The organism is Bacillus sp. FSL W8-1202, assembly GCF_038006165.1.
Lineage (GTDB): Bacteria > Bacillota > Bacilli > Bacillales > Bacillaceae > Bacillus > Bacillus subtilis.
Genome location: NZ_JBBOUR010000001.1, coordinates 1120147 through 1142330 on the forward strand (window position 1 = coordinate 1120147; position 22184 = coordinate 1142330).

At 43.4% G+C, this 22184-nt stretch carries 23 protein-coding genes and 2 tRNA genes; all 25 read left to right on the forward strand.

All coding sequences use genetic code 11. The annotated features are described in order from the left end of the window. Window positions 1–124: 124 nt before the first annotated feature. The 25 genes from veg (at window position 125) to prkT (ending at window position 22182) form a co-directional block, all read left to right on the forward strand. Window positions 125–385 (forward strand): biofilm formation stimulator Veg, encoded by a 261-nt coding sequence (gene veg / locus NSQ09_RS05765; protein ID WP_003218330.1) that lies wholly within the window; start codon window positions 125–127, stop codon window positions 383–385. Window positions 386–544: 159 nt separating this feature from the next. After that, a complete protein-coding gene (locus NSQ09_RS05770; protein ID WP_003218333.1) occupies window positions 545–730 on the forward strand; it encodes a small, acid-soluble spore protein, alpha/beta type in 186 nt (61 codons plus the stop codon). Window positions 731–877: 147 nt separating this feature from the next. Further along, a complete protein-coding gene (gene ispE / locus NSQ09_RS05775; protein ID WP_003226742.1) occupies window positions 878–1747 on the forward strand; it encodes a 4-(cytidine 5'-diphospho)-2-C-methyl-D-erythritol kinase in 870 nt (289 codons plus the stop codon). A gap of 55 nt (window positions 1748–1802) precedes the next feature. Continuing rightward, window positions 1803–2660, forward strand: coding sequence for a pur operon repressor (purR, locus tag NSQ09_RS05780; protein WP_041054354.1), 858 nt, complete (start codon window positions 1803–1805; stop codon window positions 2658–2660). Then, window positions 2657–3034: a 2-iminobutanoate/2-iminopropanoate deaminase gene (gene ridA / locus NSQ09_RS05785; protein ID WP_003226738.1), complete on the forward strand. Its 378-nt coding sequence runs from the start codon at window positions 2657–2659 to the stop codon at window positions 3032–3034. Before purR ends, ridA begins: the two co-directional genes overlap by 4 nt. A 194-nt stretch (window positions 3035–3228) precedes the next feature. After that, window positions 3229–3522: a septation regulator SpoVG gene (gene spoVG, locus NSQ09_RS05790; RefSeq protein ID WP_003218346.1), complete on the forward strand. Its 294-nt coding sequence runs from the start codon at window positions 3229–3231 to the stop codon at window positions 3520–3522. Window positions 3523–3714: 192 nt separating this feature from the next. Beyond that, the gene (gene glmU, locus NSQ09_RS05795; RefSeq protein ID WP_017696375.1) at window positions 3715–5085 is read left to right on the forward strand and encodes a bifunctional UDP-N-acetylglucosamine diphosphorylase/glucosamine-1-phosphate N-acetyltransferase GlmU; all 1371 of its coding nucleotides are present in this window, start codon (window positions 3715–3717) and stop codon (window positions 5083–5085) included. Window positions 5086–5107: 22 nt separating this feature from the next. Next, the gene (locus tag NSQ09_RS05800) at window positions 5108–6061 is read left to right on the forward strand and encodes a ribose-phosphate diphosphokinase (protein ID WP_003218353.1); all 954 of its coding nucleotides are present in this window, start codon (window positions 5108–5110) and stop codon (window positions 6059–6061) included. An 84-nt stretch (window positions 6062–6145) separates the two neighbouring features. Continuing rightward, window positions 6146–6760 (forward strand): 50S ribosomal protein L25/general stress protein Ctc, encoded by a 615-nt coding sequence (locus NSQ09_RS05805; protein WP_341030634.1) that lies wholly within the window; start codon window positions 6146–6148, stop codon window positions 6758–6760. A gap of 106 nt (window positions 6761–6866) precedes the next feature. Continuing rightward, a complete protein-coding gene (gene pth / locus NSQ09_RS05810) occupies window positions 6867–7433 on the forward strand; it encodes an aminoacyl-tRNA hydrolase (protein ID WP_003226727.1) in 567 nt (188 codons plus the stop codon). A 59-nt stretch (window positions 7434–7492) separates the two neighbouring features. Then, window positions 7493–7723 (forward strand): anti-sigma-F factor Fin, encoded by a 231-nt coding sequence (gene fin, locus NSQ09_RS05815; RefSeq protein ID WP_003243417.1) that lies wholly within the window; start codon window positions 7493–7495, stop codon window positions 7721–7723. Between the two features lie 69 nt (window positions 7724–7792). Further along, the gene (mfd, locus tag NSQ09_RS05820) at window positions 7793–11326 is read left to right on the forward strand and encodes a transcription-repair coupling factor (protein WP_341030635.1); all 3534 of its coding nucleotides are present in this window, start codon (window positions 7793–7795) and stop codon (window positions 11324–11326) included. A gap of 135 nt (window positions 11327–11461) precedes the next feature. Further along, window positions 11462–11998 (forward strand): stage V sporulation protein T, encoded by a 537-nt coding sequence (gene spoVT, locus NSQ09_RS05825; RefSeq protein WP_003218365.1) that lies wholly within the window; start codon window positions 11462–11464, stop codon window positions 11996–11998. A gap of 181 nt (window positions 11999–12179) precedes the next feature. Continuing rightward, the gene (locus NSQ09_RS05830) at window positions 12180–13778 is read left to right on the forward strand and encodes a putative polysaccharide biosynthesis protein (RefSeq protein WP_341030636.1); all 1599 of its coding nucleotides are present in this window, start codon (window positions 12180–12182) and stop codon (window positions 13776–13778) included. Further along, the gene (gene mazG, locus NSQ09_RS05835) at window positions 13768–15237 is read left to right on the forward strand and encodes a nucleoside triphosphate pyrophosphohydrolase (RefSeq protein WP_088272136.1); all 1470 of its coding nucleotides are present in this window, start codon (window positions 13768–13770) and stop codon (window positions 15235–15237) included. Before NSQ09_RS05830 ends, mazG begins: the two co-directional genes overlap by 11 nt. A 2-nt stretch (window positions 15238–15239) precedes the next feature. Then, window positions 15240–15500, forward strand: coding sequence for an RNA-binding S4 domain-containing protein (locus NSQ09_RS05840; protein ID WP_272515820.1), 261 nt, complete (start codon window positions 15240–15242; stop codon window positions 15498–15500). Between the two features lie 72 nt (window positions 15501–15572). Continuing rightward, window positions 15573–15875, forward strand: coding sequence for a sporulation protein YabP (yabP, locus tag NSQ09_RS05845; protein WP_003226714.1), 303 nt, complete (start codon window positions 15573–15575; stop codon window positions 15873–15875). Continuing rightward, the gene (gene yabQ / locus NSQ09_RS05850) at window positions 15872–16507 is read left to right on the forward strand and encodes a spore cortex biosynthesis protein YabQ (protein WP_341030638.1); all 636 of its coding nucleotides are present in this window, start codon (window positions 15872–15874) and stop codon (window positions 16505–16507) included. The genes yabP and yabQ overlap by 4 nt, the downstream gene beginning before the upstream one ends. Before the next feature lie 17 nt (window positions 16508–16524). Next, complete coding sequence (gene divIC / locus NSQ09_RS05855) at window positions 16525–16902, forward strand: cell division protein DivIC (protein ID WP_003243211.1); 378 nt, start codon at window positions 16525–16527, stop codon at window positions 16900–16902. A gap of 80 nt (window positions 16903–16982) precedes the next feature. Then, window positions 16983–17369 carry a S1 domain-containing RNA-binding protein gene (locus NSQ09_RS05860; protein ID WP_003218379.1) on the forward strand — a complete coding sequence of 129 codons (387 nt, stop codon included), beginning with the start codon at window positions 16983–16985 and terminating at the stop codon, window positions 17367–17369. Window positions 17370–17537: 168 nt separating this feature from the next. Further along, window positions 17538–17614, forward strand: a tRNA-Met gene (locus NSQ09_RS05865). Between the two features lie 9 nt (window positions 17615–17623). Beyond that, a tRNA-Glu gene (locus NSQ09_RS05870) sits at window positions 17624–17695 on the forward strand. Between the two features lie 199 nt (window positions 17696–17894). Further along, entirely contained in the window at window positions 17895–20378 is a 2484-nt protein-coding gene (gene spoIIE, locus NSQ09_RS05875; RefSeq protein WP_015253002.1) for a stage II sporulation protein E, read from the forward strand. Between the two features lie 84 nt (window positions 20379–20462). After that, window positions 20463–21200 (forward strand): VWA domain-containing protein, encoded by a 738-nt coding sequence (locus NSQ09_RS05880; RefSeq protein ID WP_003243782.1) that lies wholly within the window; start codon window positions 20463–20465, stop codon window positions 21198–21200. Continuing rightward, window positions 21166–22182, forward strand: coding sequence for a serine/threonine protein kinase PrkT (gene prkT / locus NSQ09_RS05885; RefSeq protein WP_257986361.1), 1017 nt, complete (start codon window positions 21166–21168; stop codon window positions 22180–22182). Before NSQ09_RS05880 ends, prkT begins: the two co-directional genes overlap by 35 nt. Window positions 22183–22184: the final 2 nt, after the last annotated feature.

Genomic DNA, 22184 nt, shown 5'->3' on the forward strand with positions numbered 1-22184 from the left:
GAGGAATCATAGAATTTTGTCAAAATAATTTTATTGACAACGTCTTATTAACGTTGATATAATTTAAATTTTATTTGACAAAAATGGGCTCGTGTTGTACAATAAATGTAGTGAGGTGGATGCAATGGCGAAGACGTTGTCCGATATTAAAAGATCGCTTGATGGGAATTTAGGTAAAAGGCTGACGTTAAAAGCAAACGGTGGCCGCCGAAAAACGATTGAGCGTTCGGGCATTTTAGCTGAGACGTACCCTTCTGTTTTTGTGATACAACTAGATCAAGACGAGAACTCGTTTGAAAGAGTTTCATACAGTTATGCTGATATTTTGACTGAGACTGTTGAGCTGACATTTAATGATGACGCCGCAAGCTCAGTGGCATTTTAACGGGCAGTGAACCTTTTGTTTACTGCTTTTTGTTTTGCCCTTTTTTGGTTTCCAATAATTTTAACGAAAGTTCCATCTGATTTAACAAAAGATAAAACAGTCACATATTATCGTGACGTGCACGAATGGCTATCACTTCTAAAAAAGGGGTTGTTTCGTTTGGGCAGACGTCGTGGAGTTATGTCAGATGAGTTTAAATATGAGCTGGCTAAAGACCTTGGTTTTTATGACACAGTAAAAAATGGCGGCTGGGGTGAAATTCGGGCCCGCGATGCCGGTAACATGGTGAAGCGTGCCATTGAAATCGCCGAACAGCAAATGGCTCAGAATCAGAATAACCGATAAGGATGTGACCCGGGGGACGTGCTGTTCCCTGGTTTTTTTATTTTGGATATAAATACATAATGGGCTGAATATGGATATGTTCATCCTGTACTTCAAATGTGATACAATGTTCATACTTATGTTTAGATGGAGAAGTAGGTGAAAGCTATGCGTATTTTAGAAAAAGCGCCAGCTAAGATCAATCTGTCACTTGACGTCACCCGAAAACGCCCGGATGGCTATCATGAAGTCGAAATGATCATGACGACAATTGATTTAGCTGATCGAATTGAATTGACGGAGCTTGCAGAGGATGAAGTGAGGGTTTCCTCCCACAACCGATTTGTGCCTGATGACCAAAGAAACTTAGCTTATCAGGCTGCCAAGCTGATCAAGGACAGATACAACGTGAAAAAGGGAGTTTCCATCATGATTACGAAGGTAATTCCGGTGGCTGCCGGTCTTGCCGGCGGAAGCAGTGATGCGGCGGCGACGCTCAGAGGGCTGAACAGACTGTGGAATTTAAATCTGTCTGCGGAAACGCTTGCTGAGCTTGGAGCGGAAATTGGCTCTGACGTTTCATTTTGTGTCTATGGCGGAACTGCATTAGCAACAGGGCGCGGCGAGAAAATTAAACATATCAGCACGCCTCCGCACTGCTGGGTCATTTTAGCGAAGCCGACAATTGGTGTTTCAACTGCTGAAGTGTACAGAGCCCTGAAACTGGATGGTATAGAGCATCCTGATGTACAAGGCATGATCGAGGCGATAGAAGAAAAGAGTTTTCAGAAGATGTGCAGCCGTTTAGGCAATGTGCTTGAATCTGTTACACTCGATATGCATCCTGAAGTTGCGATGATCAAAAACCAGATGAAACGCTTTGGTGCAGATGCCGTGTTAATGAGCGGGAGCGGCCCGACAGTGTTTGGACTGGTTCAGTATGAGTCGAAGGTGCAGAGAATTTATAACGGGTTAAGAGGCTTCTGCGATCAAGTTTATGCGGTGAGAATGATCGGCGAACAGAACGCTCTTGATTAAATCCGTATGTTAAGTTATATTGATCTTAAAATATTCGGATTTTGGGGGTAAGTTCATGAAGTTTCGTCGCAGCGGCAGATTGGTGGACTTAACAAATTATTTGTTAACCCATCCGCACGAGTTAATACCGCTAACCTTTTTCTCTGAGCGGTATGAATCTGCAAAATCATCGATCAGTGAAGATTTAACAATTATTAAACAAACCTTTGAACAGCAGGGGATTGGTACTTTGCTTACTGTTCCCGGAGCTGCCGGAGGCGTTAAATATATTCCGAAAATGAAGCGTGCTGAAGCTGAAGAGTTTGTGCAGACACTTGGACAGTCGCTGGCAAATCCTGAGCGTATCCTTCCGGGCGGTTATGTATATTTAACGGATATCTTAGGAAAGCCATCTGTACTCTCCAAGGTAGGGAAGCTGTTTGCTTCCGTGTTTGCAGAGCGCGAAATTGATGTTGTCATGACCGTTGCCACGAAAGGCATCCCTCTTGCGTATGCAGCTGCAAGTTATTTGAATGTACCTGTTGTGATCGTTCGTAAAGACAATAAGGTAACAGAGGGCTCCACAGTCAGCATTAATTACGTTTCAGGCTCCTCAAACCGCATTCAAACAATGTCACTTGCGAAAAGAAGCATGAAAACGGGGTCAAACGTACTCATTATTGATGACTTTATGAAAGCAGGCGGCACCATTAATGGTATGATTAATCTGTTGGATGAGTTTAACGCAAATGTGGCGGGAATCGGCGTCTTAGTTGAAGCCGAAGGAGTAGATGAACGTCTTGTTGACGAATATATGTCACTTCTTACTCTTTCAACCATCAACATGAAAGAGAAGTCCATTGAAATTCAGAATGGCAATTTTCTGCGTTTTTTTAAAGACAATCTTTTAAAGAATGGAGAGACAGAATCATGACAAAAGCAGTCCACACAAAACATGCCCCAGCGGCAATCGGGCCTTATTCACAAGGGATTATCGTCAACAATATGTTTTACAGCTCAGGCCAAATCCCTTTGACTCCTTCAGGCGAAATGGTGAACGGCGATATTAAGGAGCAGACTCATCAAGTATTCAGCAATTTAAAGGCGGTTCTGGAAGAAGCGGGTGCTTCTTTTGAAACAGTTGTAAAAGCAACTGTATTTATCGCGGATATGGAACAGTTTGCGGAAGTAAACGAAGTGTACGGACAATACTTTGACACTCACAAACCGGCGAGATCTTGTGTTGAAGTCGCGAGACTCCCGAAGGATGCGTTAGTCGAGATTGAAGTTATTGCACTGGTGAAATAATAAGAAAAGTGATTCTGGGAGAGCCCGGGATCACTTTTTTATTTACCTTATGCCCGAAATGAAAGCTTTATGACCTAATTGTGTAACTATATCCTATTTTTTCAAAAAATATTTTAAAAACGAGCAGGATTTCAGAAAAAATCGTGGAATTGATACACTAATGCTTTTATATAGGGAAAAGGTGGTGAACTACTGTGGAAGTTACTGACGTAAGATTACGCCGCGTGAATACCGATGGTCGCATGAGAGCGATTGCATCCATCACGCTGGATCACGAATTTGTTGTACATGATATTCGTGTGATTGATGGAAACAATGGTCTTTTCGTTGCGATGCCGAGTAAACGCACCCCTGATGGAGAGTTCCGCGATATTGCTCATCCTATTAATTCAAGCACGCGAGGAAAGATTCAAGATGCCGTGTTAAATGAGTATCATCGTCTGGGTGACACTGAAGCATTAGAATTCGAAGAAGCTGGAGCTTCTTAAAAAATAACCAAAAAGCAAGGACTGCTGAAAGGGCTGACATAAGCCTTTTGCCGGCGGTCCTTTTTTAATTCTGATTTTTCAAACTTAGTTGCATTCAATAGAAAATTCTTGCACTTCATGAAGTCTCCTTGAAATCAGAAGATATTTAGGATATATTTTTCTATGGATAAAAGGGATATTGGAGGCCAATAAATGGATAAGCGGTTTGCAGTTGTTTTAGCGGCTGGACAAGGAACGAGAATGAAATCGAAGCTTTATAAAGTCCTTCATCCAGTTTGCGGTAAGCCTATGGTAGAGCACGTCGTGGACGAAGCCTTAAAATTATCTTTATCGAAGCTTGTCACGATTGTCGGACATGGTGCGGAAGAAGTGAAAAAGCAGCTTGGTGATAAAAGCGAGTACGCGCTTCAAGCAGAACAGCTTGGCACTGCTCATGCGGTAAAACAGGCACAGCCATTTCTTGCTGACGAAAAAGGCGTCACAATTGTCATTTGCGGAGATACGCCGCTTTTGACAGCAGAGACGATGGAACAGATGCTGAAAGAACATACACAAAGAGAAGCGAAAGCTACGATTTTAACTGCGGTTGCAGAAGATCCAACCGGATACGGCCGTATTATTCGCAGCGAAAACGGAGCGGTTCAAAAAATCGTTGAGCATAAGGACGCCTCTGAAGAAGAACGTCTTGTAACTGAGATCAACACCGGTACGTATTGTTTTGACAATGAAGCGCTATTTCGGGCTATTGATCTGGTGTCTAATGATAATGCCCAAGGCGAGTATTATTTGCCGGATGTCATAGAGATTCTTAAAAATGAAGGCGAAACTGTTGCCGCTTACCAGACTGGTAATTTCCAAGAAACGCTCGGAGTTAATGATAGAGTTGCTCTTTCTCAGGCAGAACAATTTATGAAAGAGCGCATTAATAAACGGCATATGCAAAATGGCGTGACGTTGATCGACCCGATGAATACGTATATTTCTCCTGACGCTGTTATCGGAAGCGATACTGTGATTTACCCTGGAACTGTGATTAAAGGTGAGGTGCAAATCGGAGAAGATACGATTATTGGCCCTCATACGGAGATTATGAATAGTGCCATTGGCAGCCGTACGGTTATTAAACAATCGGTAGTCAATCACAGTAAAGTGGGGAATGATGTAAACATAGGACCTTTTGCTCACATCAGACCTGATTCTGTCATCGGGAATGAAGTGAAGATCGGGAATTTTGTAGAAATTAAAAAGACTCAATTCGGAGACCGAAGCAAGGCATCTCATCTAAGCTATGTCGGCGATGCTGAGGTAGGCACTGATGTAAACCTGGGCTGCGGTTCAATTACTGTCAATTATGATGGAAAGAATAAGTATTTGACAAAAATTGAAGATGGCGCGTTTATCGGCTGCAATTCCAACTTGGTTGCCCCTGTCACAGTCGGAGAAGGCGCTTATGTGGCGGCAGGTTCAACTGTTACGGAAGATGTACCTGGAAAAGCACTTGCTATTGCCAGAGCGAGACAAGTAAATAAAGACGATTATGTGAAAAATATTCATAAAAAATAATCCTAAATTCGGAGGTTTATCCATGTCTAATCAATACGGAGATAAGAATTTAAAGATTTTTTCTTTGAATTCGAATCCAGAGCTTGCAAAAGAAATCGCAGATATAGTTGGAGTTCAATTAGGGAAATGTTCTGTCACAAGATTTAGTGACGGGGAAGTCCAAATTAATATCGAAGAAAGTATTCGCGGATGTGATTGTTACATCATCCAGTCTACAAGTGACCCCGTTAACGAGCATATTATGGAACTGCTGATTATGGTAGATGCGTTAAAACGCGCTTCTGCAAAAACGATTAACATTGTTATTCCTTATTACGGTTATGCGCGTCAAGACAGAAAAGCAAGATCCCGTGAGCCAATCACAGCTAAACTTTTCGCTAACCTGCTTGAAACAGCCGGTGCGACTCGTGTGATTGCACTTGACCTGCATGCGCCGCAAATTCAAGGATTCTTTGATATACCGATTGACCACTTAATGGGTGTTCCGATTTTAGGAGAATATTTTGAAGGTAAAAATCTTGAAGATATCGTCATTGTTTCACCAGACCATGGCGGTGTGACACGTGCCCGCAAACTGGCTGACCGACTAAAAGCGCCAATTGCGATTATCGATAAACGCCGTCCGCGTCCAAACGTGGCGGAAGTCATGAATATTGTAGGTAACATCGAAGGGAAGACTGCTATCCTCATCGATGACATTATTGATACTGCAGGTACGATTACACTTGCTGCTAATGCGCTCGTTGAAAACGGAGCGAAAGAAGTATATGCATGCTGTACACACCCTGTACTATCAGGCCCTGCGGTAGAACGGATTAATAATTCAACAATTAAAGAGCTTGTTGTGACAAACAGCATCAAGCTTCCTGAAGAAAAGAAAATTGAACGCTTTAAGCAGCTTTCAGTCGGACCGCTTCTGGCCGAAGCGATTATTCGCGTTCATGAGCAGCAATCAGTCAGCTATCTGTTCAGCTAAACCATTTTTCGAGGTTTAAATCCTTATCGTTATGGGTATTGTTTGTAATAGGACAACTAAAACGACAATAGGATGGTGCTGAATATGGCAACTTTAACGGCAAAAGAAAGAACGGACTTTACTCGTTCGTCTCTTCGGAATATCCGTACTTCAGGACATGTTCCAGGTATCATATATGGGAAGGATACGGGCAACAAACCTGTGTCATTAGACAGTGTGGAGCTCATCAAAACGCTGAGGGACGAAGGCAAAAATGCAGTCATTACGCTTGAGGTCGGTGGAGAAAAACACTCAGTCATGGTAACAGACCTGCAGACGGACCCGTTGAAAAATGAAATCACTCATGCTGATTTTCAAGTAGTTAATATGAGTGAGGACATTGAAGTGGAAGTTCCGATTCATCTGACCGGAGAAGCCATTGGAGTGAAAAACGGAGGCGTACTGCAGCAGCCGTTATATGCACTTACTGTAAAGGCCAAGCCAAAAGCCATTCCGCAAACGATTGAGGCTGATATTTCAAGCCTCGATGTAAATGAAGTACTGACGATTGCAGATTTGCCTGCTGGCGGTGACTACTCCTTTAATCATGAATCAGATGAGGTTGTGGCTTCAATCCTTCCTCCGCAGCAGCAGGAAGCAGCTGAGGTCGATGAAGAGGAATCTGCCGATGCTCAGCGAGAAGGTGAAAACGAACAATAATAGCTTAAGGCGTAACCCTCCCGCGGTTACGTCTTTTGTGCTAGAATGAGAAGAATTATAGCCCGTTTATGAAGACGGGAGTTATGTGACTAAGGGAGGATTCGCCATGCTTGTGATTGCCGGTCTCGGAAACCCGGGGAAGAACTATGAAAATACACGGCATAATGTCGGATTTATGGTGATAGATCAGCTTGCAAAGGAATGGAATATAGAGCTGAATCAAAATAAATTTAACGGATTATACGGAACCGGATTTGTTTCCGGCAAAAAGGTTCTACTTGTTAAACCGCTTACATATATGAATTTATCAGGAGAATGTTTGCGGCCTTTAATGGACTACTATGATGTCGATAACGAAGATTTGACAGTCATTTACGACGACCTTGACCTTCCTACTGGCAAGATCCGTTTAAGAACGAAAGGAAGCGCCGGAGGGCACAATGGCATCAAATCACTGATCCAGCATCTTGGTACATCCGAGTTTGACCGTATCCGCATCGGAATCGGCAGGCCTGTAAACGGCATGAAGGTCGTTGATTATGTGTTAGGCTCCTTTACCAAGGAGGAGGCACCTGAGATCGAAGAAGCGGTTGATAAATCTGTGAAGGCTTGTGAGGCTTCTTTGAGTAAACCGTTTTTAGAAGTCATGAACGAATTTAACGCAAAGGTATAAAATGTAACAACAAAGTCCATACTACACCAAAATGACTTTTTCATCAGGAGGTCCCTTGTATGGCTTTGCATTATTATTGTCGTCATTGCGGAGTGAAAGTAGGCAGTCTCGAATCTTCAATGGTATCGACAGACTCACTTGGATTTCAGCACTTAACAAATGAGGAAAGAAACGATATGATTTCTTATAAAGAAAATGGAGATGTCCATGTTTTGACGATATGTGAAGACTGCCAAGAGGCGCTTGACCGAAATCCGCATTACCACGAATATCACACATTTATTCAATAAAAAGCTTTGGTGTAGACACTAGACCAAAGCGTTTTTCTGTTCTCACAGGAAACAGAGAGGAGGGGCCATATGGACAACATTCAAACCTTTATAAAAGAAAGCGATGACTTTAAATCCATCATCAACGGTTTACACGAGGGCCTGAAGGAACAGCTGCTCGCGGGTCTGTCGGGGTCCGCGCGTTCTGTTTTTACTTCTGCTCTGGCTAATGAAACGAATAAGCCTATCTTTCTAATCACCCATAACTTATATCAAGCCCAGAAAGTAACAGATGATCTGACTTCACTTCTAGAGGATCGGTCTGTCCTTTTGTACCCCGTCAATGAACTCATTTCATCAGAAATCGCAGTTGCAAGCCCTGAATTGCGGGCGCAGCGATTAGATGTCATTAATAGACTAACGAATGGAGAAGCGCCAATTGTCGTTGCTCCGGTAGCTGCAATCAGAAGAATGCTGCCGCCTGTAGAGGTGTGGAAAAGCAGCCAGATGCTCATTCAAGTAGGCCATGATATCGAACCTGACCAGCTTGCCTCACAGCTGGTAGAGGTAGGATATGAGCGGTCTGATATGGTTTCTGCGCCCGGGGAATTCAGTATTCGCGGTGGAATCATTGACATTTATCCGTTGACTTCAGAGAATCCGGTGAGAATTGAACTTTTTGACACCGAGGTGGATTCAATCCGCAGCTTTAATTCAGATGATCAGCGGTCAATTGAGACCCTTACCTCGATCAATATCGGTCCCGCGAAGGAATTAATTATCAGACCGGAAGAAAAAGCGCGGGCGATGGAGAAAATCGATAGTGGTCTTGCCGCGAGCTTGAAAAAATTAAAAGCTGACAAACAAAAAGAAATACTTCATGCGAATATTTCTCACGATAAAGAACGCTTGTCTGAAGGCCAGACAGATCAGGAGCTCGTGAAGTATCTCTCATATTTCTATGAAAAGCCTGCTAGTTTACTAGATTATACACCTGATAATACACTTCTGATTTTGGATGAAGTCAGTCGGATTCATGAGATGGAAGAACAGCTTCAAAAAGAAGAAGCGGAGTTTATAACAAATCTTCTTGAGGAAGGGAAGATTTTGCATGACATTCGTTTGTCATTCAGCTTCCAAAAAATAGTGACTGAGCAAAAACGGCCTCTGCTGTACTACTCTTTATTTTTGCGGCATGTACACCATACAAGCCCGCAAAATATTGTCAATGTGTCAGGCCGGCAAATGCAGAGTTTCCATGGCCAAATGAACGTGCTTGCGGGCGAAATGGAGCGTTTTAAAAAATCAAATTTCACTGTTGTGTTCTTAGGAGCAAACAAGGAACGTACACAGAAATTGTCATCTGTTTTGGCTGATTATGATATCGAGGCCGCCGTGACAGACAGCAAAAAAGCGCTTGTTCAGGGACAGGTCTATATCATGGAAGGCGAGCTCCAATCGGGATTTGAGCTGCCGTTAATGAAGCTTGCCGTTATCACGGAAGAAGAACTGTTCAAAAACCGTGTAAAGAAGAAGCCGCGAAAACAGAAGCTTACCAATGCAGAGCGCATCAAAAGCTATTCTGAGCTTCAAATTGGAGATTATGTCGTTCATATTAATCACGGGATCGGAAAATACCTGGGGATTGAGACTCTTGAAATCAACGGCATTCATAAAGACTATTTAAATATACATTATCAGGGAAGTGACAAGCTTTACGTCCCTGTAGAACAAATTGATCAGGTCCAAAAATATGTTGGCTCCGAAGGAAAAGAGCCAAAGCTGTATAAATTAGGCGGAAGTGAATGGAAGCGGGTCAAGAAAAAAGTAGAGACATCCGTTCAGGATATTGCTGATGACTTAATTAAGCTGTATGCCGAAAGAGAAGCGAGCAAGGGCTATGCGTTTTCTCCTGACCATGAGATGCAGCGGGAATTCGAATCGGCTTTCCCTTATCAAGAGACTGAGGATCAGCTCCGTTCTATTCACGAAATCAAAAAAGACATGGAAAGAGAACGTCCGATGGACCGCTTGCTGTGCGGAGATGTGGGCTACGGTAAAACAGAGGTTGCCATACGTGCCGCGTTTAAGGCGATCGGTGACGGAAAGCAGGTAGCTCTGCTCGTTCCGACAACAATTTTGGCACAGCAGCACTATGAAACCATAAAAGAGCGCTTCCAGGACTATCCGATTAATATCGGCCTTCTCAGCAGGTTCAGAACGAGAAAAGAAGCAAACGAAACAATCAAAGGGCTGAAAAACGGAACGGTTGATATCGTCATCGGGACGCATCGGCTGCTATCAAAGGATGTCGTGTATAAAGACTTAGGGCTCCTCATCATTGATGAAGAGCAGCGTTTCGGTGTAACCCATAAAGAAAAGATCAAGCAAATAAAAGCCAATGTTGATGTATTAACGTTAACAGCAACGCCGATTCCTCGTACGCTGCATATGTCTATGCTTGGCGTAAGGGATCTTTCAGTCATCGAGACTCCGCCGGAAAATCGCTTCCCCGTACAGACGTATGTTGTGGAATATAACGGCGCTCTTGTCAGAGAGGCGATTGAACGTGAGCTTGCACGCGGAGGCCAGGTCTATTTCTTGTACAACCGGGTAGAGGACATTGAGCGGAAAGCGGATGAAATTTCAATGCTAGTCCCTGACGCGAAGGTAGCATATGCTCATGGGAAAATGACAGAAAATGAATTAGAAACCGTTATGCTAAGTTTCCTTGAAGGAGAATCAGACGTTCTCGTCAGCACAACCATTATCGAAACTGGCGTGGACATCCCGAACGTCAATACGTTGATCGTATTTGACGCCGACAAGATGGGACTTTCTCAGCTTTACCAGCTGCGGGGGCGTGTCGGTCGTTCTAACCGTGTGGCGTATGCGTACTTCACGTATCGCCGGGATAAAGTGCTGACAGAAGTGGCTGAAAAAAGGCTGCAGGCTATTAAAGAATTCACAGAGCTAGGTTCCGGTTTTAAAATCGCAATGCGTGACTTAACGATTCGCGGAGCCGGGAATCTTCTTGGTGCCCAGCAGCATGGCTTCATCGATTCGGTCGGATTTGACCTCTATTCACAAATGCTGAAGGAGGCCATTGAGGAGCGTAAAGGAGACACAGCGAAGACAGAGCAGTTTGAAACAGAAATTGATGTCGAGCTTGATGCGTATATTCCGGAAACTTATATTCAAGACGGCAAACAGAAAATTGATATGTATAAACGCTTCAGGTCTGTGGCGACAATCGAAGAGAAGAATGAGCTTCAAGATGAAATGATCGACCGCTTTGGAAACTATCCAAAAGAAGTCGAATACTTGTTTACTGTTGCAGAAATGAAAGTCTATGCGAGACAGGAACGTGTCGAGCTGATTAAGCAGGATAAAGATGCTGTCAGATTGACGATTTCTGAAGAAGCAAGTGCTGAAATTGACGGACAGAAGCTGTTTGAGCTTGGCAATAAATATGGCAGACAAATCGGACTGGGAATGGAAGGGAAAAAACTCAAAATCTCCATACAGACGAAAGGCCGTAGTGCCGATGAATGGCTCGACACCGTGCTGGGCATGCTGAAGGGCTTAAAAGATGTGAAAAAGCAAACTATTTCATCAACGTAAATTTTGTTACTCTCTGGTGTATATTACATTTGATGTGACGGATACTAATTTCAAGCGAGGCGGAAGGTACATAAAGTAACTGCTTTAGGTCTTTCCCACATGTATATACCATCAAATGAAAGAGAGGCACCAGAGATGAAAGCAACCGGTATCGTACGTCGTATTGATGACTTAGGTCGGGTCGTGATTCCTAAAGAAATTCGAAGAACTCTGAGAATCAGGGAAGGCGATCCGCTTGAGATTTTTGTAGATCGTGACGGAGAAGTAATTTTGAAAAAGTACTCTCCGATCAGTGAGCTTGGAGACTTTGCAAAGGAGTATGCAGACGCGCTTTACGACAGCCTCGGCCATTCAGTGCTGATTTGTGATCGTGATGTATATATTGCCGTGTCCGGCAGCTCCAAAAAAGATTACTTAAACAAGTCAATCAGCGAAATGCTGGAAAGAACAATGGATCAGCGCAGCTCCGTGCTTGAGAGTGATGCGAAATCAGTACAGCTTGTGAATGGAATTGATGAGGACATGAATTCTTATACTGTCGGCCCAATTGTGGCGAACGGTGATCCGATAGGTGCTGTGGTGATCTTTTCAAAAGATCAGACAATGGGCGAAGTAGAGCATAAAGCCGTTGAAACAGCAGCTGGATTTTTGGCTCGTCAAATGGAACAGTAGGTCTTATTCCTTTCTTCGAAAATAGGTATGTAAAGAACAGCTCTCCTTGGGACGCTGTTCTTTTTCATGCGTGCCGAAAAAGGAATCCAAGGGTTGGGATGTGGTATAATAACCTCGTTTTTATTTGTGCCGCGGTAATACGTGAACCGTATTGCCCCTGACGTTGGGAAGGAGCTTTTGGATGGACGATTCAATAGGCGTTAAACGGCATTGGATTTGGCAGGGGGCTTTTGTTTTAATTCTGGCAGGCGTCATCACAAAAATTTTAAGCGCTGTTTACAGAGTCCCGTTTCAAAACATTGTCGGCGATGTTGGATTTTATATATATCAGCAGGTATATCCCTTTCTTGGTATTGCGGTCATGCTGTCCACATCAGGATTTCCAGTCATTATTTCAAAGCTGATGAATGATTATAGTGAAAAAAATCATCACACCATATTAAAAATATCAGCGTTGTTTTTGTCTTTAATCGGTATTTTATTATTTCTTTGTTTATATCTGGGTGCTGTTCCTATTGCACTCTTTATGGGGGATTCGCATCTAGCCGTATTAATTCAAGTGGCCGCATGCGCGTTTCTGCTGTTCCCATTTGTCGCGTTGCTTAGAGGCGGTTTTCAGGGGCGGCACGAAATGCTCCCTTCAGCCTTATCACAGATGACAGAGCAGTTTCTGCGTGTTGCGGTGCTCTTGGGTTTATCATTTTGGCTCGTGAAAAAGGGAGCCTCGCTTTATACTGCGGGAGCGGCAGCCGCTTCAGGCTCTCTTGCTGGAAGTTTGGTTGCATTGGTGATACTGGGGTTTTTTTGGTTCAAAACGAAAAGAGAAAACCAAACGGATAGGCAAAACGAAAATGTCATCACAACAAAAGAATTGACGAAAAAACTGCTTTTATATTCGGTTACAATTTGTGTAAGCAGTTTGCTGCTTTTGTTTATCCAGCTTGTTGATGCTTTGAATTTATATGCATTGCTTTCGGGTGGTGAGGCAAGCGAAGAAGCAAAACGCCTAAAGGGGATCTATGATCGGGGACAACCCTTGCTGCAGCTCGGTTCAATTTTCGCGGTAAGCATTGCGACGTCACTCGTTCCGTATATTTCTATGGCTGTAAAAAACAAAGAGCTGAAGATCATGAAAGAAAAAATCACGTCATCTTTGAAACTATGCCTTGTGCTCGGTACAGGCGCATCGGCTGGGTTGATTTGCATTCTAAAGCCGGTTAATATCATGCTGTTTCAAAATAGAGAAGGGACAGGTGCGTTACAAGTATTTAGCTGCTCCATTTTGTTTGCATCTTTGGCAGTAACGGCAGCGGCAGTCTTACAGGGCGCGGGGTACACAGTTTTTCCAGCGATAGCGGTGGGCGCGGGTGTTGCGGTGAAATGGGTGTTAAACACACTTTTGGTTCCGCGCTATGGGATTGAAGGCGCATCGCTTGCGACAGCGGCTTCCTTTGCGGCTGTCGCCGGCCTTAACTTGTATCAGCTTCGGCAAAAGGAATGGCTCGATAAGCTTAGAGGCGTTTTGATTCCGATTATTGGATCTGCTCTTTTGATGTCAGCTGTTTTGCTTGCGTATACGCGTCTATGGACTTTCTTGTTTCCTGCAACAGGAAGAGGAGCGGCTGTGATTGAGAGCCTTTCTGCTGTTGCCATTGGTGGCGCGGTGTTTATTTATTGTATGATGAGATTGGGAATATTTACAGATGAAGAGCTGAACAGTGTGCCATTCGGCAGCAAGTTAAGCAAATTCATGAGAAGGAGAGAACAAAATGGCGGGTAAAATTACAGTCGTGGGACTTGGTGCCGGAGACATGGACCAGTTGACAATTGGTATATACAAGCTGCTGACGAAGGCAGATACGCTGTATGTCAGAACCAAGGATCATCCTTTAATTGAGGAGCTTGAAAAAGAAACGAAGAACATCCGTTACTTTGACGATATATATGAGAAACATGATCAGTTCGAGGCGGTATATGAAGAAATTGCAGATATCCTCTTTGAAGCGGCGCGGCGTGAGGACGTGGTTTACGCTGTGCCGGGACACCCTTTTGTCGCAGAAAAAACAGTTCAGCTGCTGACGGAGCGGGAGGAAAAGGAAAACGTTCAAGTGAAAGTCGCGGGTGGACAAAGTTTCCTTGATGCCACATTCAATGCCTTGCAAATTGACCCGATTGAAGGTTTTCAATTTGTGGATGCCGGCACATTGTCTGCGGATGAGCTTGAGCTCAGACATCATCTGATCATATGTCAGGTTTACGACCAAATGACGGCTTCTGAAGTCAAGCTGACATTGATGGAGAAGCTGCCTGATGATTATGAGGTCGTCATTGTGACTGCAGCAGGCAGCCGTGGCGAGGAGATCAAGACAGTGCCATTATTTGAGCTGGACCGCAATGTCGCCTTGAACAACTTAACAAGTGTGTATATTCCGCCGATTAAAGAAGAGAAGCTGCTTTATCACGAATTCTCCACGTTCCGAAGCATCATCAGAGAGCTTCGCGGACCTAATGGATGTCCGTGGGATAAAAAGCAGACGCATCAGTCATTAAAGCAGTACATGATTGAAGAATGTTATGAGCTTCTCGAAGCTATTGACGAAGAAGACACAGACCATATGATCGAAGAGCTTGGTGACGTTTTGCTTCAGGTCTTGCTTCACGCGCAAATTGGTGAAGATGAAGGTTATTTCACAATTGATGATGTCATAAAAGGAATCAGTGAAAAAATGGTCCGAAGACATCCCCATGTGTTTAAAGATGTTAAGGTTCAGGATGAAAACGATGTTTTGGCCAATTGGGAAGATATAAAAAAGGCCGAAAAAAATACATCTGAATCATCGTTACTAGACAGCGTACCGAAAACCCTTCCAGCTCTTTCGAAAGCTGCTAAATTGCAGAAAAAAGCAGCGAAGGTCGGTTTTGACTGGGAAGACGTCAGCGATATTTGGGAAAAGGTAAGTGAGGAAATGAAGGAGTTTTCTTCTGAGGTTTCTGAAGCTCCTCACGAACACAATCTTAAAGCTGAGTTTGGCGACATTTTGTTCGCGCTGGTGAATGTAGCGCGCTTCTACAAAATAGAGCCAGAGGAAGCGCTGGCCATGACTAATGACAAATTCCGGAGACGGTTCTCGTACATTGAGGAAACAGCGAAGGAAGAGGGAGTCGAGTTGGCTGATATGTCCCTTGAGGACATGGACAAACTGTGGAATGAAGCAAAAGAAACTGAGAGGAGATCATAGATATGAGATTAGATAAATTTTTGAAGGTATCACGGCTGATCAAACGGCGTACACTAGCGAAGGAAGTAGCTGACCAAGGACGAATCTCTATTAACGGAAACCAAGCTAAAGCTAGCTCTGACGTAAAACCGGGAGATGAACTAACGGTCCGCTTCGGCCAAAAGCTTGTAACGGTTCAAGTTAATGAATTGAAAGACATGACGAAAAAAGAAGAAGCTGCAAACATGTACACGATTCTAAAAGAAGAAAAACTCGGCGAATAGGCTTGTTCTAAAAAAATCCCCCACCTCATACAATGCAGTAATAAAAGTATCGAGGATATGGGGGCTGAATAGATGAATTCATATTATGATCAAAAAGGTTCTTCGTCTGTTCCGGAACAGCATGATGTGACAATGAAAGGCCGGAAGCATTTAGATATTTCTGGGGTTAAGCATGTGGAGAGTTTTGATAACGAAGAATTCCTGCTGGAAACGGTGATGGGAATGCTCTCCGTCAGAGGCCAAAACCTGCAGATGAAAAATCTTGATGTGGAAAAAGGGATTGTTTCGATTAAAGGCAGGGTATTTGATTTAGTGTACTTAGACGAACAACAAGGGGATAAAGCTAAAGGGTTTTTTAGCAAGTTGTTTAAATGACGCTGACCACACAATTCTATACAATGCTGGCGATGTCCGGTATGGGTCTCTGGCTTGGTGCTTCGCTTGATACATACCGGCTCTTTGTCATTCGTGCCAAAACAGCCAGATGGCTATTATTTATTCATGATATTCTTTTCTGGATTGTGCAAGGGCTGCTTTTCTTTTATGTCTTGCTTCATGTAAATGAGGGAGAATTCAGGATTTACATCTTTTTAGCGGTTCTGCTGGGCGTTGCGACGTATCAGAGCCTTTGCAAACGAATCTATATAAAAATACTGAAATTCGTCATTTACCTTGTTGTTTCTGTTTATCAATTCTTCAAAAAACTCATTCAGCACGTGTTATTTCGTCCTATTGTGTGGACATGCGGAGCGATCATCTGGCTGGCGGCATTTTTATTCAAGAAAACATACAGCCTGATAGGTTTTCTCCTGCTGTGTCTATATAAAATAGTCATGGTTCTGTGTTTTCCGATCCATTTTATCGCGAAACAATGTTTGAAACTTCTTCCTGTGAAAATGCGTCTAACTTTTAGACGTTATTTTGAAAAAGGTGCAGGATTTCTCAAAAAGAAGAAGAAACTATTGATAACCATAAGAACGACCATTACACGGTTTTTGAAGAAATGAAAGGAGGACCGTCTGGTTTGAATTTTTCCAGGGAACGAACGATAACTGAAATACAAAACGACTATAAAGAACAAGTAGAACGGCAAAATCAGCTGAAGAAACGAAGACGCAAAGGGCTGTACAGACGGTTAACTGTATTCGGCGCCCTAGTATTCCTGACGGCAATTGTGCTGGCAAGCTCTGTATGGTCCCAAACATCTTCCCTTAGTGCAAAAGAAGAAAAGAAAGAACAGCTTGAAAAAGAACTGAAAAGTTTAAAGACAAAACAAACGGATTTAAAAGAAGAAATATCCAAATTGAAAGATGAGGATTACGTCACAGAGCTTGCCAGAAGGGACTTATTCATGTCTGGAGACGGAGAAATTATCTTCAATGTGGAGAAGAAGAGCAAGTAGCCTTGTTGACACTTAAATTTTTATTTAGGTATAATTAAGCAAACGATCTTTTTATAAGCCTAAGGAGGAGCACTTTTTTTATGTCGATTGAAGTTGGCAGCAAGTTGCAAGGGAAAATTACAGGTATTACAAATTTTGGAGCATTTGTTGAATTGCCTGGAGGCTCAACCGGTCTCGTTCACATTAGTGAGGTAGCTGATAATTATGTCAAAGACATTAACGACCACTTAAAAGTCGGCGACCAAGTTGAAGTGAAAGTCATCAACGTTGAAAAAGACGGGAAAATTGGTTTATCTATTAAAAAAGCTAAAGACCGTCCGCAAGCCAGACCTAGAAATGATTTCCGTCCGAAAGAATCTTTTGAACAGAAAATGAATAAGTTTTTAAAAGACAGCGAAGATCGCTTGTCATCTTTAAAACGCAATACGGAATCAAAACGTGGAGGGCGCGGAGCAAGAAGAGGATAACTTGCTGCTTTCTATAAAATAAATGAAGCATCCGTTCATCCCGACGGATGCTTTTTTATTATCCTCACCCTCTTTAAAAGTCAGAAAATTACAACATTAAAGTTTCTGTTGACGAAAGAGACAAACCTTTGTATTATATAACTTGTGCTTAGAAGCACAAAACAATATGGCGGTGTAGCTCAGCTGGCTAGAGCGTACGGTTCATACCCGTGAGGTCGGGGGTTCGATCCCCTCCGCCGCTACCATATTTGTTTGGCCCGTTGGTCAAGCGGTTAAGACACCGCCCTTTCACGGCGGTAACACGGGTTCGAATCCCGTACGGGTCATCCTAAAAAATCGGTTTCTCTTGCAGAAGCCGATTTTTTTCATTTTTAGACAACATTCCGGAAATTCTTTTCATAAACGAATATCAAGGCAGAAACCGTCGAAGATTTCTTTGGTATTGTTACCTTCTTTTGACAAAATCCTATCTGTGCTTTCGCTATAATGACAGGCAACGAATATAACAGGTGGGAGATGAGAGGAATGGAAAAAGCAGAAAGAAGAGTGAACGGGCCAATGGCGGGACAAGCTTTGGAAAAACTCCAATCGTTTTTTAACAGGGGCACGAAGCTGGTGACTCATCATTTGCATTCACTGTTTTTCTATAAAGGATTCATTTATGTTGTCATCGGATTTTTGCTTGGACGGGCTTTCATATTATCCGAGGTGCTTCCTTTCGCACTTCCTTTCTTTGGAGCGATGCTTCTTATCAGAAGAGACAAAGCGTTTTATGCGGTTTTGGCTGTGCTTGCAGGTGCGCTGACCATATCTCCAAAGCACTCATTGCTCATACTGGCGGCATTGCTGGCATTCTTCGTATTTTCTAAAGTGGCTGCCTTCATTACCGACGATCGTGTTAAAGCGCTCCCGATTGTCGTGTTCTTCTCGATGGCTGCAGCAAGAGCCGGGTTTGTTTATGCCCAAAATGGCGTATTTACAACCTATGATTATGTAATGGCTATCGTTGAGGCTGGACTATCGTTTATCTTAACACTGATTTTCCTTCAGAGCCTTCCGATTTTTACTGTGAAAAAAGTGAAACAATCATTAAAAATAGAGGAAATCATTTGCTTTATGATTCTTATTGCCTCTGTTTTAACGGGGCTGGCCGGCTTGTCCTACCAAGGGATGCAGGCAGAACATATATTGGCTCGTTATGTTGTGTTGAGTTTTTCCTTTATTGGCGGAGCAAGCATCGGCTGTACGGTTGGGGTTGTGACCGGCCTGATTCTTGGCTTGGCGAATATCGGAAACCTATATCAAATGAGTCTGCTTGCTTTTTCCGGTTTATTGGGCGGTTTGCTGAAGGAAGGGAAAAAAGCGGGTGCAGCAATCGGTTTGATCGTTGGATCACTTCTTATATCTTTATATGGTGAAGGCTCTGCCGGTCTGATGACCACGCTCTATGAGTCATTAATCGCAGTCGGCCTGTTTTTGCTCACACCTCAATCTATTACAAGGAAAGTGGCGAGATATATTCCGGGAACTGTCGAGCATCTTCAAGAGCAACAGCAATACGCTAGAAAAATCCGTGATGTCACTGCTCAGAAGGTAGACCAGTTCTCCAATGTATTTCACGCGCTGTCTGAAAGCTTTGCAACCTTTTACCAAGCATCAGACGAACAGACAGATGACAGCGAAGTTGATCTGTTCTTAAGCAAAATCACGGAGCATTCCTGTCAGACGTGCTACAAGAAAAACAGGTGCTGGGTACAGAACTTTGATAAAACATATGATTTAATGAAACAAGTTATGCTTGAAACAGAGGAAAAAGAATATGCATCAAACCGAAGGCTGAAAAAAGAGTTTCAACAGTATTGTTCTAAATCCAAGCAGGTTGAAGAGCTGATTGAGGACGAGCTCGCACATCATCATGCCCATTTGACACTCAAGAAAAAAGTCCAAGACAGCAGGCGCCTTGTTGCTGAACAGCTTTTAGGCGTTTCTGAAGTCATGGCCGACTTTTCTCGGGAAATAAAAAGAGAGCGAGAACAGCACTTTCTGCAGGAAGAGCAAATCATAGAGGCGCTTCAGCATTTCGGAATTGAGATTCAGCATGTCGAGATCTATAGTCTTGAACAAGGAAATATCGATATTGAAATGACCATTCCGTTCAGCGGACATGGAGAAAGTGAAAAAATCATTGCCCCTATGCTGTCTGACATTCTGGAAGAACAAATTCTTGTGAAAGCCGAACAGCACTCTCCGCATCCGAATGGATACAGCCATGTCGCCTTTGGATCAACAAAATCATACAGGGTGTCCACGGGAGCTGCTCACGCTGCGAAGGGCGGCGGCCTTGTCTCCGGCGACAGCTACAGCATGATGGAGCTTGGAGCCAGAAAATATGCTGCAGCAATCAGTGACGGAATGGGCAATGGCGCAAGAGCGCACTTTGAAAGCAATGAAACGATCAAGCTTCTTGAAAAAATCCTTGAATCGGGAATTGATGAAAAAATAGCAATTAAAACGATCAACAGCATACTGTCTCTAAGGACAACTGACGAAATATATTCCACGCTTGACCTGTCTATTATCGATCTTCAAGATGCCAGCTGTAAATTTTTGAAGGTTGGATCGACGCCTAGCTTTATCAAACGGGGTGACCAGGTCATGAAAGTTCAAGCGAGCAATCTGCCAATCGGTATTATTAATGAATTCGATGTGGAGGTTGTGAGTGAACAGCTGAAAGCGGGTGACCTCTTAATTATGATGAGTGATGGTATTTTTGAGGGGCCTAAGCATGTGGAAAATCACGACTTATGGATGAAACGTAAAATGAAAGGGTTGAAAACAAATGACCCGCAGGAGATTGCCGATTTGCTTATGGAAGAAGTCATCCGCACAAGATCCGGCCAAATTGAGGACGATATGACTGTTGTTGTTGTCCGGATTGATCACAATACACCGAAGTGGGCATCCATTCCTGTTCCGGCAATCTTTCAAAACAAACAAGAAATTTCATAACGCTTCCGTATAAATCAAATTTCTTCTGGCGAAGATGGGAATATATGAATCTGAGAATCCTCGTATTCTCCAGGAGGAATGAATGTGAACAACGGACATTTAAATCAAATTTTGCTGATAACGGATGGCTGCTCAAACCATGGGGAAGACCCGCTTGCAATGGCTGCTTTTGCTAAAGAGCAGGGGATTACGGTAAATGTCATTGGTATAATGGAAGAAAATCAAATTGACCCTGAGGCAATGAAGGAAGTCGAAGGGATTGCACTTGCCGGAGGAGGCGTGCACCAAGTCGTTTATGCATCTCAGCTTTCACAAACTGTTCAAATGGTAACAAAGAAAGCGATGACGCAAACCTTACAAGGTGTAGTCAATCAAGAACTGAAACAGATTCTCGGAAAGAATGTGGAAATGGAAGAGCTTTCTCCGGAAAAACGCGGCGAAGTCATGGAAGTGGTAGACGAGCTTGGAGAAACGGTGCATCTTCAGGTTTTGGTTCTTGTTGATACAAGTGCAAGTATGGCGCCAAAGCTTCCAACAGTAAAAGAGGCGCTGATTGATTTGTCTGTAAGCCTCAATTCCCGAATCGGGAATAACGAATTTGCGATGTGTATATTTCCCGGGAAAAAACAAGAGGTCGAGCTTGTGCTGAACTGGACACCGAAGCTGCAATCTCTTTCCACACTCTTTGCGAAGCTTTCGACAGGCGGCATCACGCCGACAGGTCCGGCGATTCGTGAAGCGACACTGCAGTTTGAAAAAATACGCTCAAGAAGGGGCATGCTGGCAGATGATGAACGACGCTTTGACGAGTTTGGCATGTAGCCTCAAGCCGGGTACGACAATCAAAGGCAAGTGGAATGGAAACACTTATACATTGCGTAAACAGCTTGGTAAAGGGGCCAATGGAATTGTGTATTTGGCAGAAGCATCAGATGGACATGTTGCCTTAAAGGTGAGTGATGACAGCCTGTCTATTACTTCTGAAGTGAATGTCTTGAAATCTTTCTCAAAGGCCCAGTCCGTTACGATGGGGCCTTCTTTTTTTGATACGGATGATGCCTATATTCCCGGTGCCAATACGAAAGTTTCATTTTATGCAATGGAATACATAAAAGGGCCGCTGCTTTTGAAGTATGTCAGTGATAAAGGAGCAGAGTGGATACCTGTATTAATGATTCAGCTGTTATCCAGCTTATCGGTGCTTCACCAGCAAGGATGGATATTCGGCGATCTTAAACCTGATAATCTGATCGTAACTGGTCCGCCCGCAAGGATCCGCTGCATTGATGTGGGCGGCACGACAAAGGAAGGCCGGGCGATAAAAGAGTATACGGAGTTTTATGACAGAGGCTATTGGGGGTATGGAACAAGAAAGGCAGAGCCATCCTATGATCTGTTCGCAGTTGCCATGATTATGATCAACAGTGTGCATAAAAAAGAATTTAAGAAAACGAACCAGCCCAAAGAACAGCTTAGGTCTCTCATCGAAGGAAACCCGCTGCTTCAAAAGTATAAAAAAGTGCTTTTTTCAGCCTTGAACGGAGATTATCAATCCGCAGATGAAATGAAAAAGGATATGCTAGACGCGGGGCAAAAAGCAGCACAAAGAAAACAGCCTATAAAAGCATCACCGCAGCCTGCCACACGACAAAGACAGCAAAAACCGCGCCAAGGAAAAATAACGAAGACGCGATATACCCCAAAACAGAAATCGGCTAAGTCGGGGGGGGTATTTGAAACAACGCTGATCGTGATCAGTGTTTTAGCGCTTTATTTCGCCTATATTATCTTTTTCTTAATCTGAAT

What these genes read in the sequence shown, in the direction of transcription:
- yabP (WP_003226714.1), top strand. Translation starts at nt 15,573, where the DNA reads ATGAATTCATATTATGATCAAAAAGGTTCTTCGTCTGTTCCGGAACAG.
- NSQ09_RS05840 (WP_272515820.1), top strand. Translation starts at nt 15,240, where the DNA reads ATGAGATTAGATAAATTTTTGAAGGTATCACGGCTGATCAAACGGCGT.
- purR (WP_041054354.1), top strand. Translation starts at nt 1,803, where the DNA reads ATGAAGTTTCGTCGCAGCGGCAGATTGGTGGACTTAACAAATTATTTG.
- prkT (WP_257986361.1), top strand. Translation starts at nt 21,166, where the DNA reads ATGATGAACGACGCTTTGACGAGTTTGGCATGTAGCCTCAAGCCGGGT.
- pth (WP_003226727.1), top strand. Translation starts at nt 6,867, where the DNA reads ATGCTTGTGATTGCCGGTCTCGGAAACCCGGGGAAGAACTATGAAAAT.
- mfd (WP_341030635.1), top strand. Translation starts at nt 7,793, where the DNA reads ATGGACAACATTCAAACCTTTATAAAAGAAAGCGATGACTTTAAATCC.
- spoIIE (WP_015253002.1), top strand. Translation starts at nt 17,895, where the DNA reads ATGGAAAAAGCAGAAAGAAGAGTGAACGGGCCAATGGCGGGACAAGCT.
- yabQ (WP_341030638.1), top strand. Translation starts at nt 15,872, where the DNA reads ATGACGCTGACCACACAATTCTATACAATGCTGGCGATGTCCGGTATG.
- spoVT (WP_003218365.1), top strand. Translation starts at nt 11,462, where the DNA reads ATGAAAGCAACCGGTATCGTACGTCGTATTGATGACTTAGGTCGGGTC.
- glmU (WP_017696375.1), top strand. Translation starts at nt 3,715, where the DNA reads ATGGATAAGCGGTTTGCAGTTGTTTTAGCGGCTGGACAAGGAACGAGA.
- mazG (WP_088272136.1), top strand. Translation starts at nt 13,768, where the DNA reads ATGGCGGGTAAAATTACAGTCGTGGGACTTGGTGCCGGAGACATGGAC.
- ridA (WP_003226738.1), top strand. Translation starts at nt 2,657, where the DNA reads ATGACAAAAGCAGTCCACACAAAACATGCCCCAGCGGCAATCGGGCCT.
- NSQ09_RS05805 (WP_341030634.1), top strand. Translation starts at nt 6,146, where the DNA reads ATGGCAACTTTAACGGCAAAAGAAAGAACGGACTTTACTCGTTCGTCT.
- NSQ09_RS05860 (WP_003218379.1), top strand. Translation starts at nt 16,983, where the DNA reads ATGTCGATTGAAGTTGGCAGCAAGTTGCAAGGGAAAATTACAGGTATT.
- NSQ09_RS05800 (WP_003218353.1), top strand. Translation starts at nt 5,108, where the DNA reads ATGTCTAATCAATACGGAGATAAGAATTTAAAGATTTTTTCTTTGAAT.
- NSQ09_RS05830 (WP_341030636.1), top strand. Translation starts at nt 12,180, where the DNA reads ATGGACGATTCAATAGGCGTTAAACGGCATTGGATTTGGCAGGGGGCT.
- fin (WP_003243417.1), top strand. Translation starts at nt 7,493, where the DNA reads ATGGCTTTGCATTATTATTGTCGTCATTGCGGAGTGAAAGTAGGCAGT.
- ispE (WP_003226742.1), top strand. Translation starts at nt 878, where the DNA reads ATGCGTATTTTAGAAAAAGCGCCAGCTAAGATCAATCTGTCACTTGAC.
- veg (WP_003218330.1), top strand. Translation starts at nt 125, where the DNA reads ATGGCGAAGACGTTGTCCGATATTAAAAGATCGCTTGATGGGAATTTA.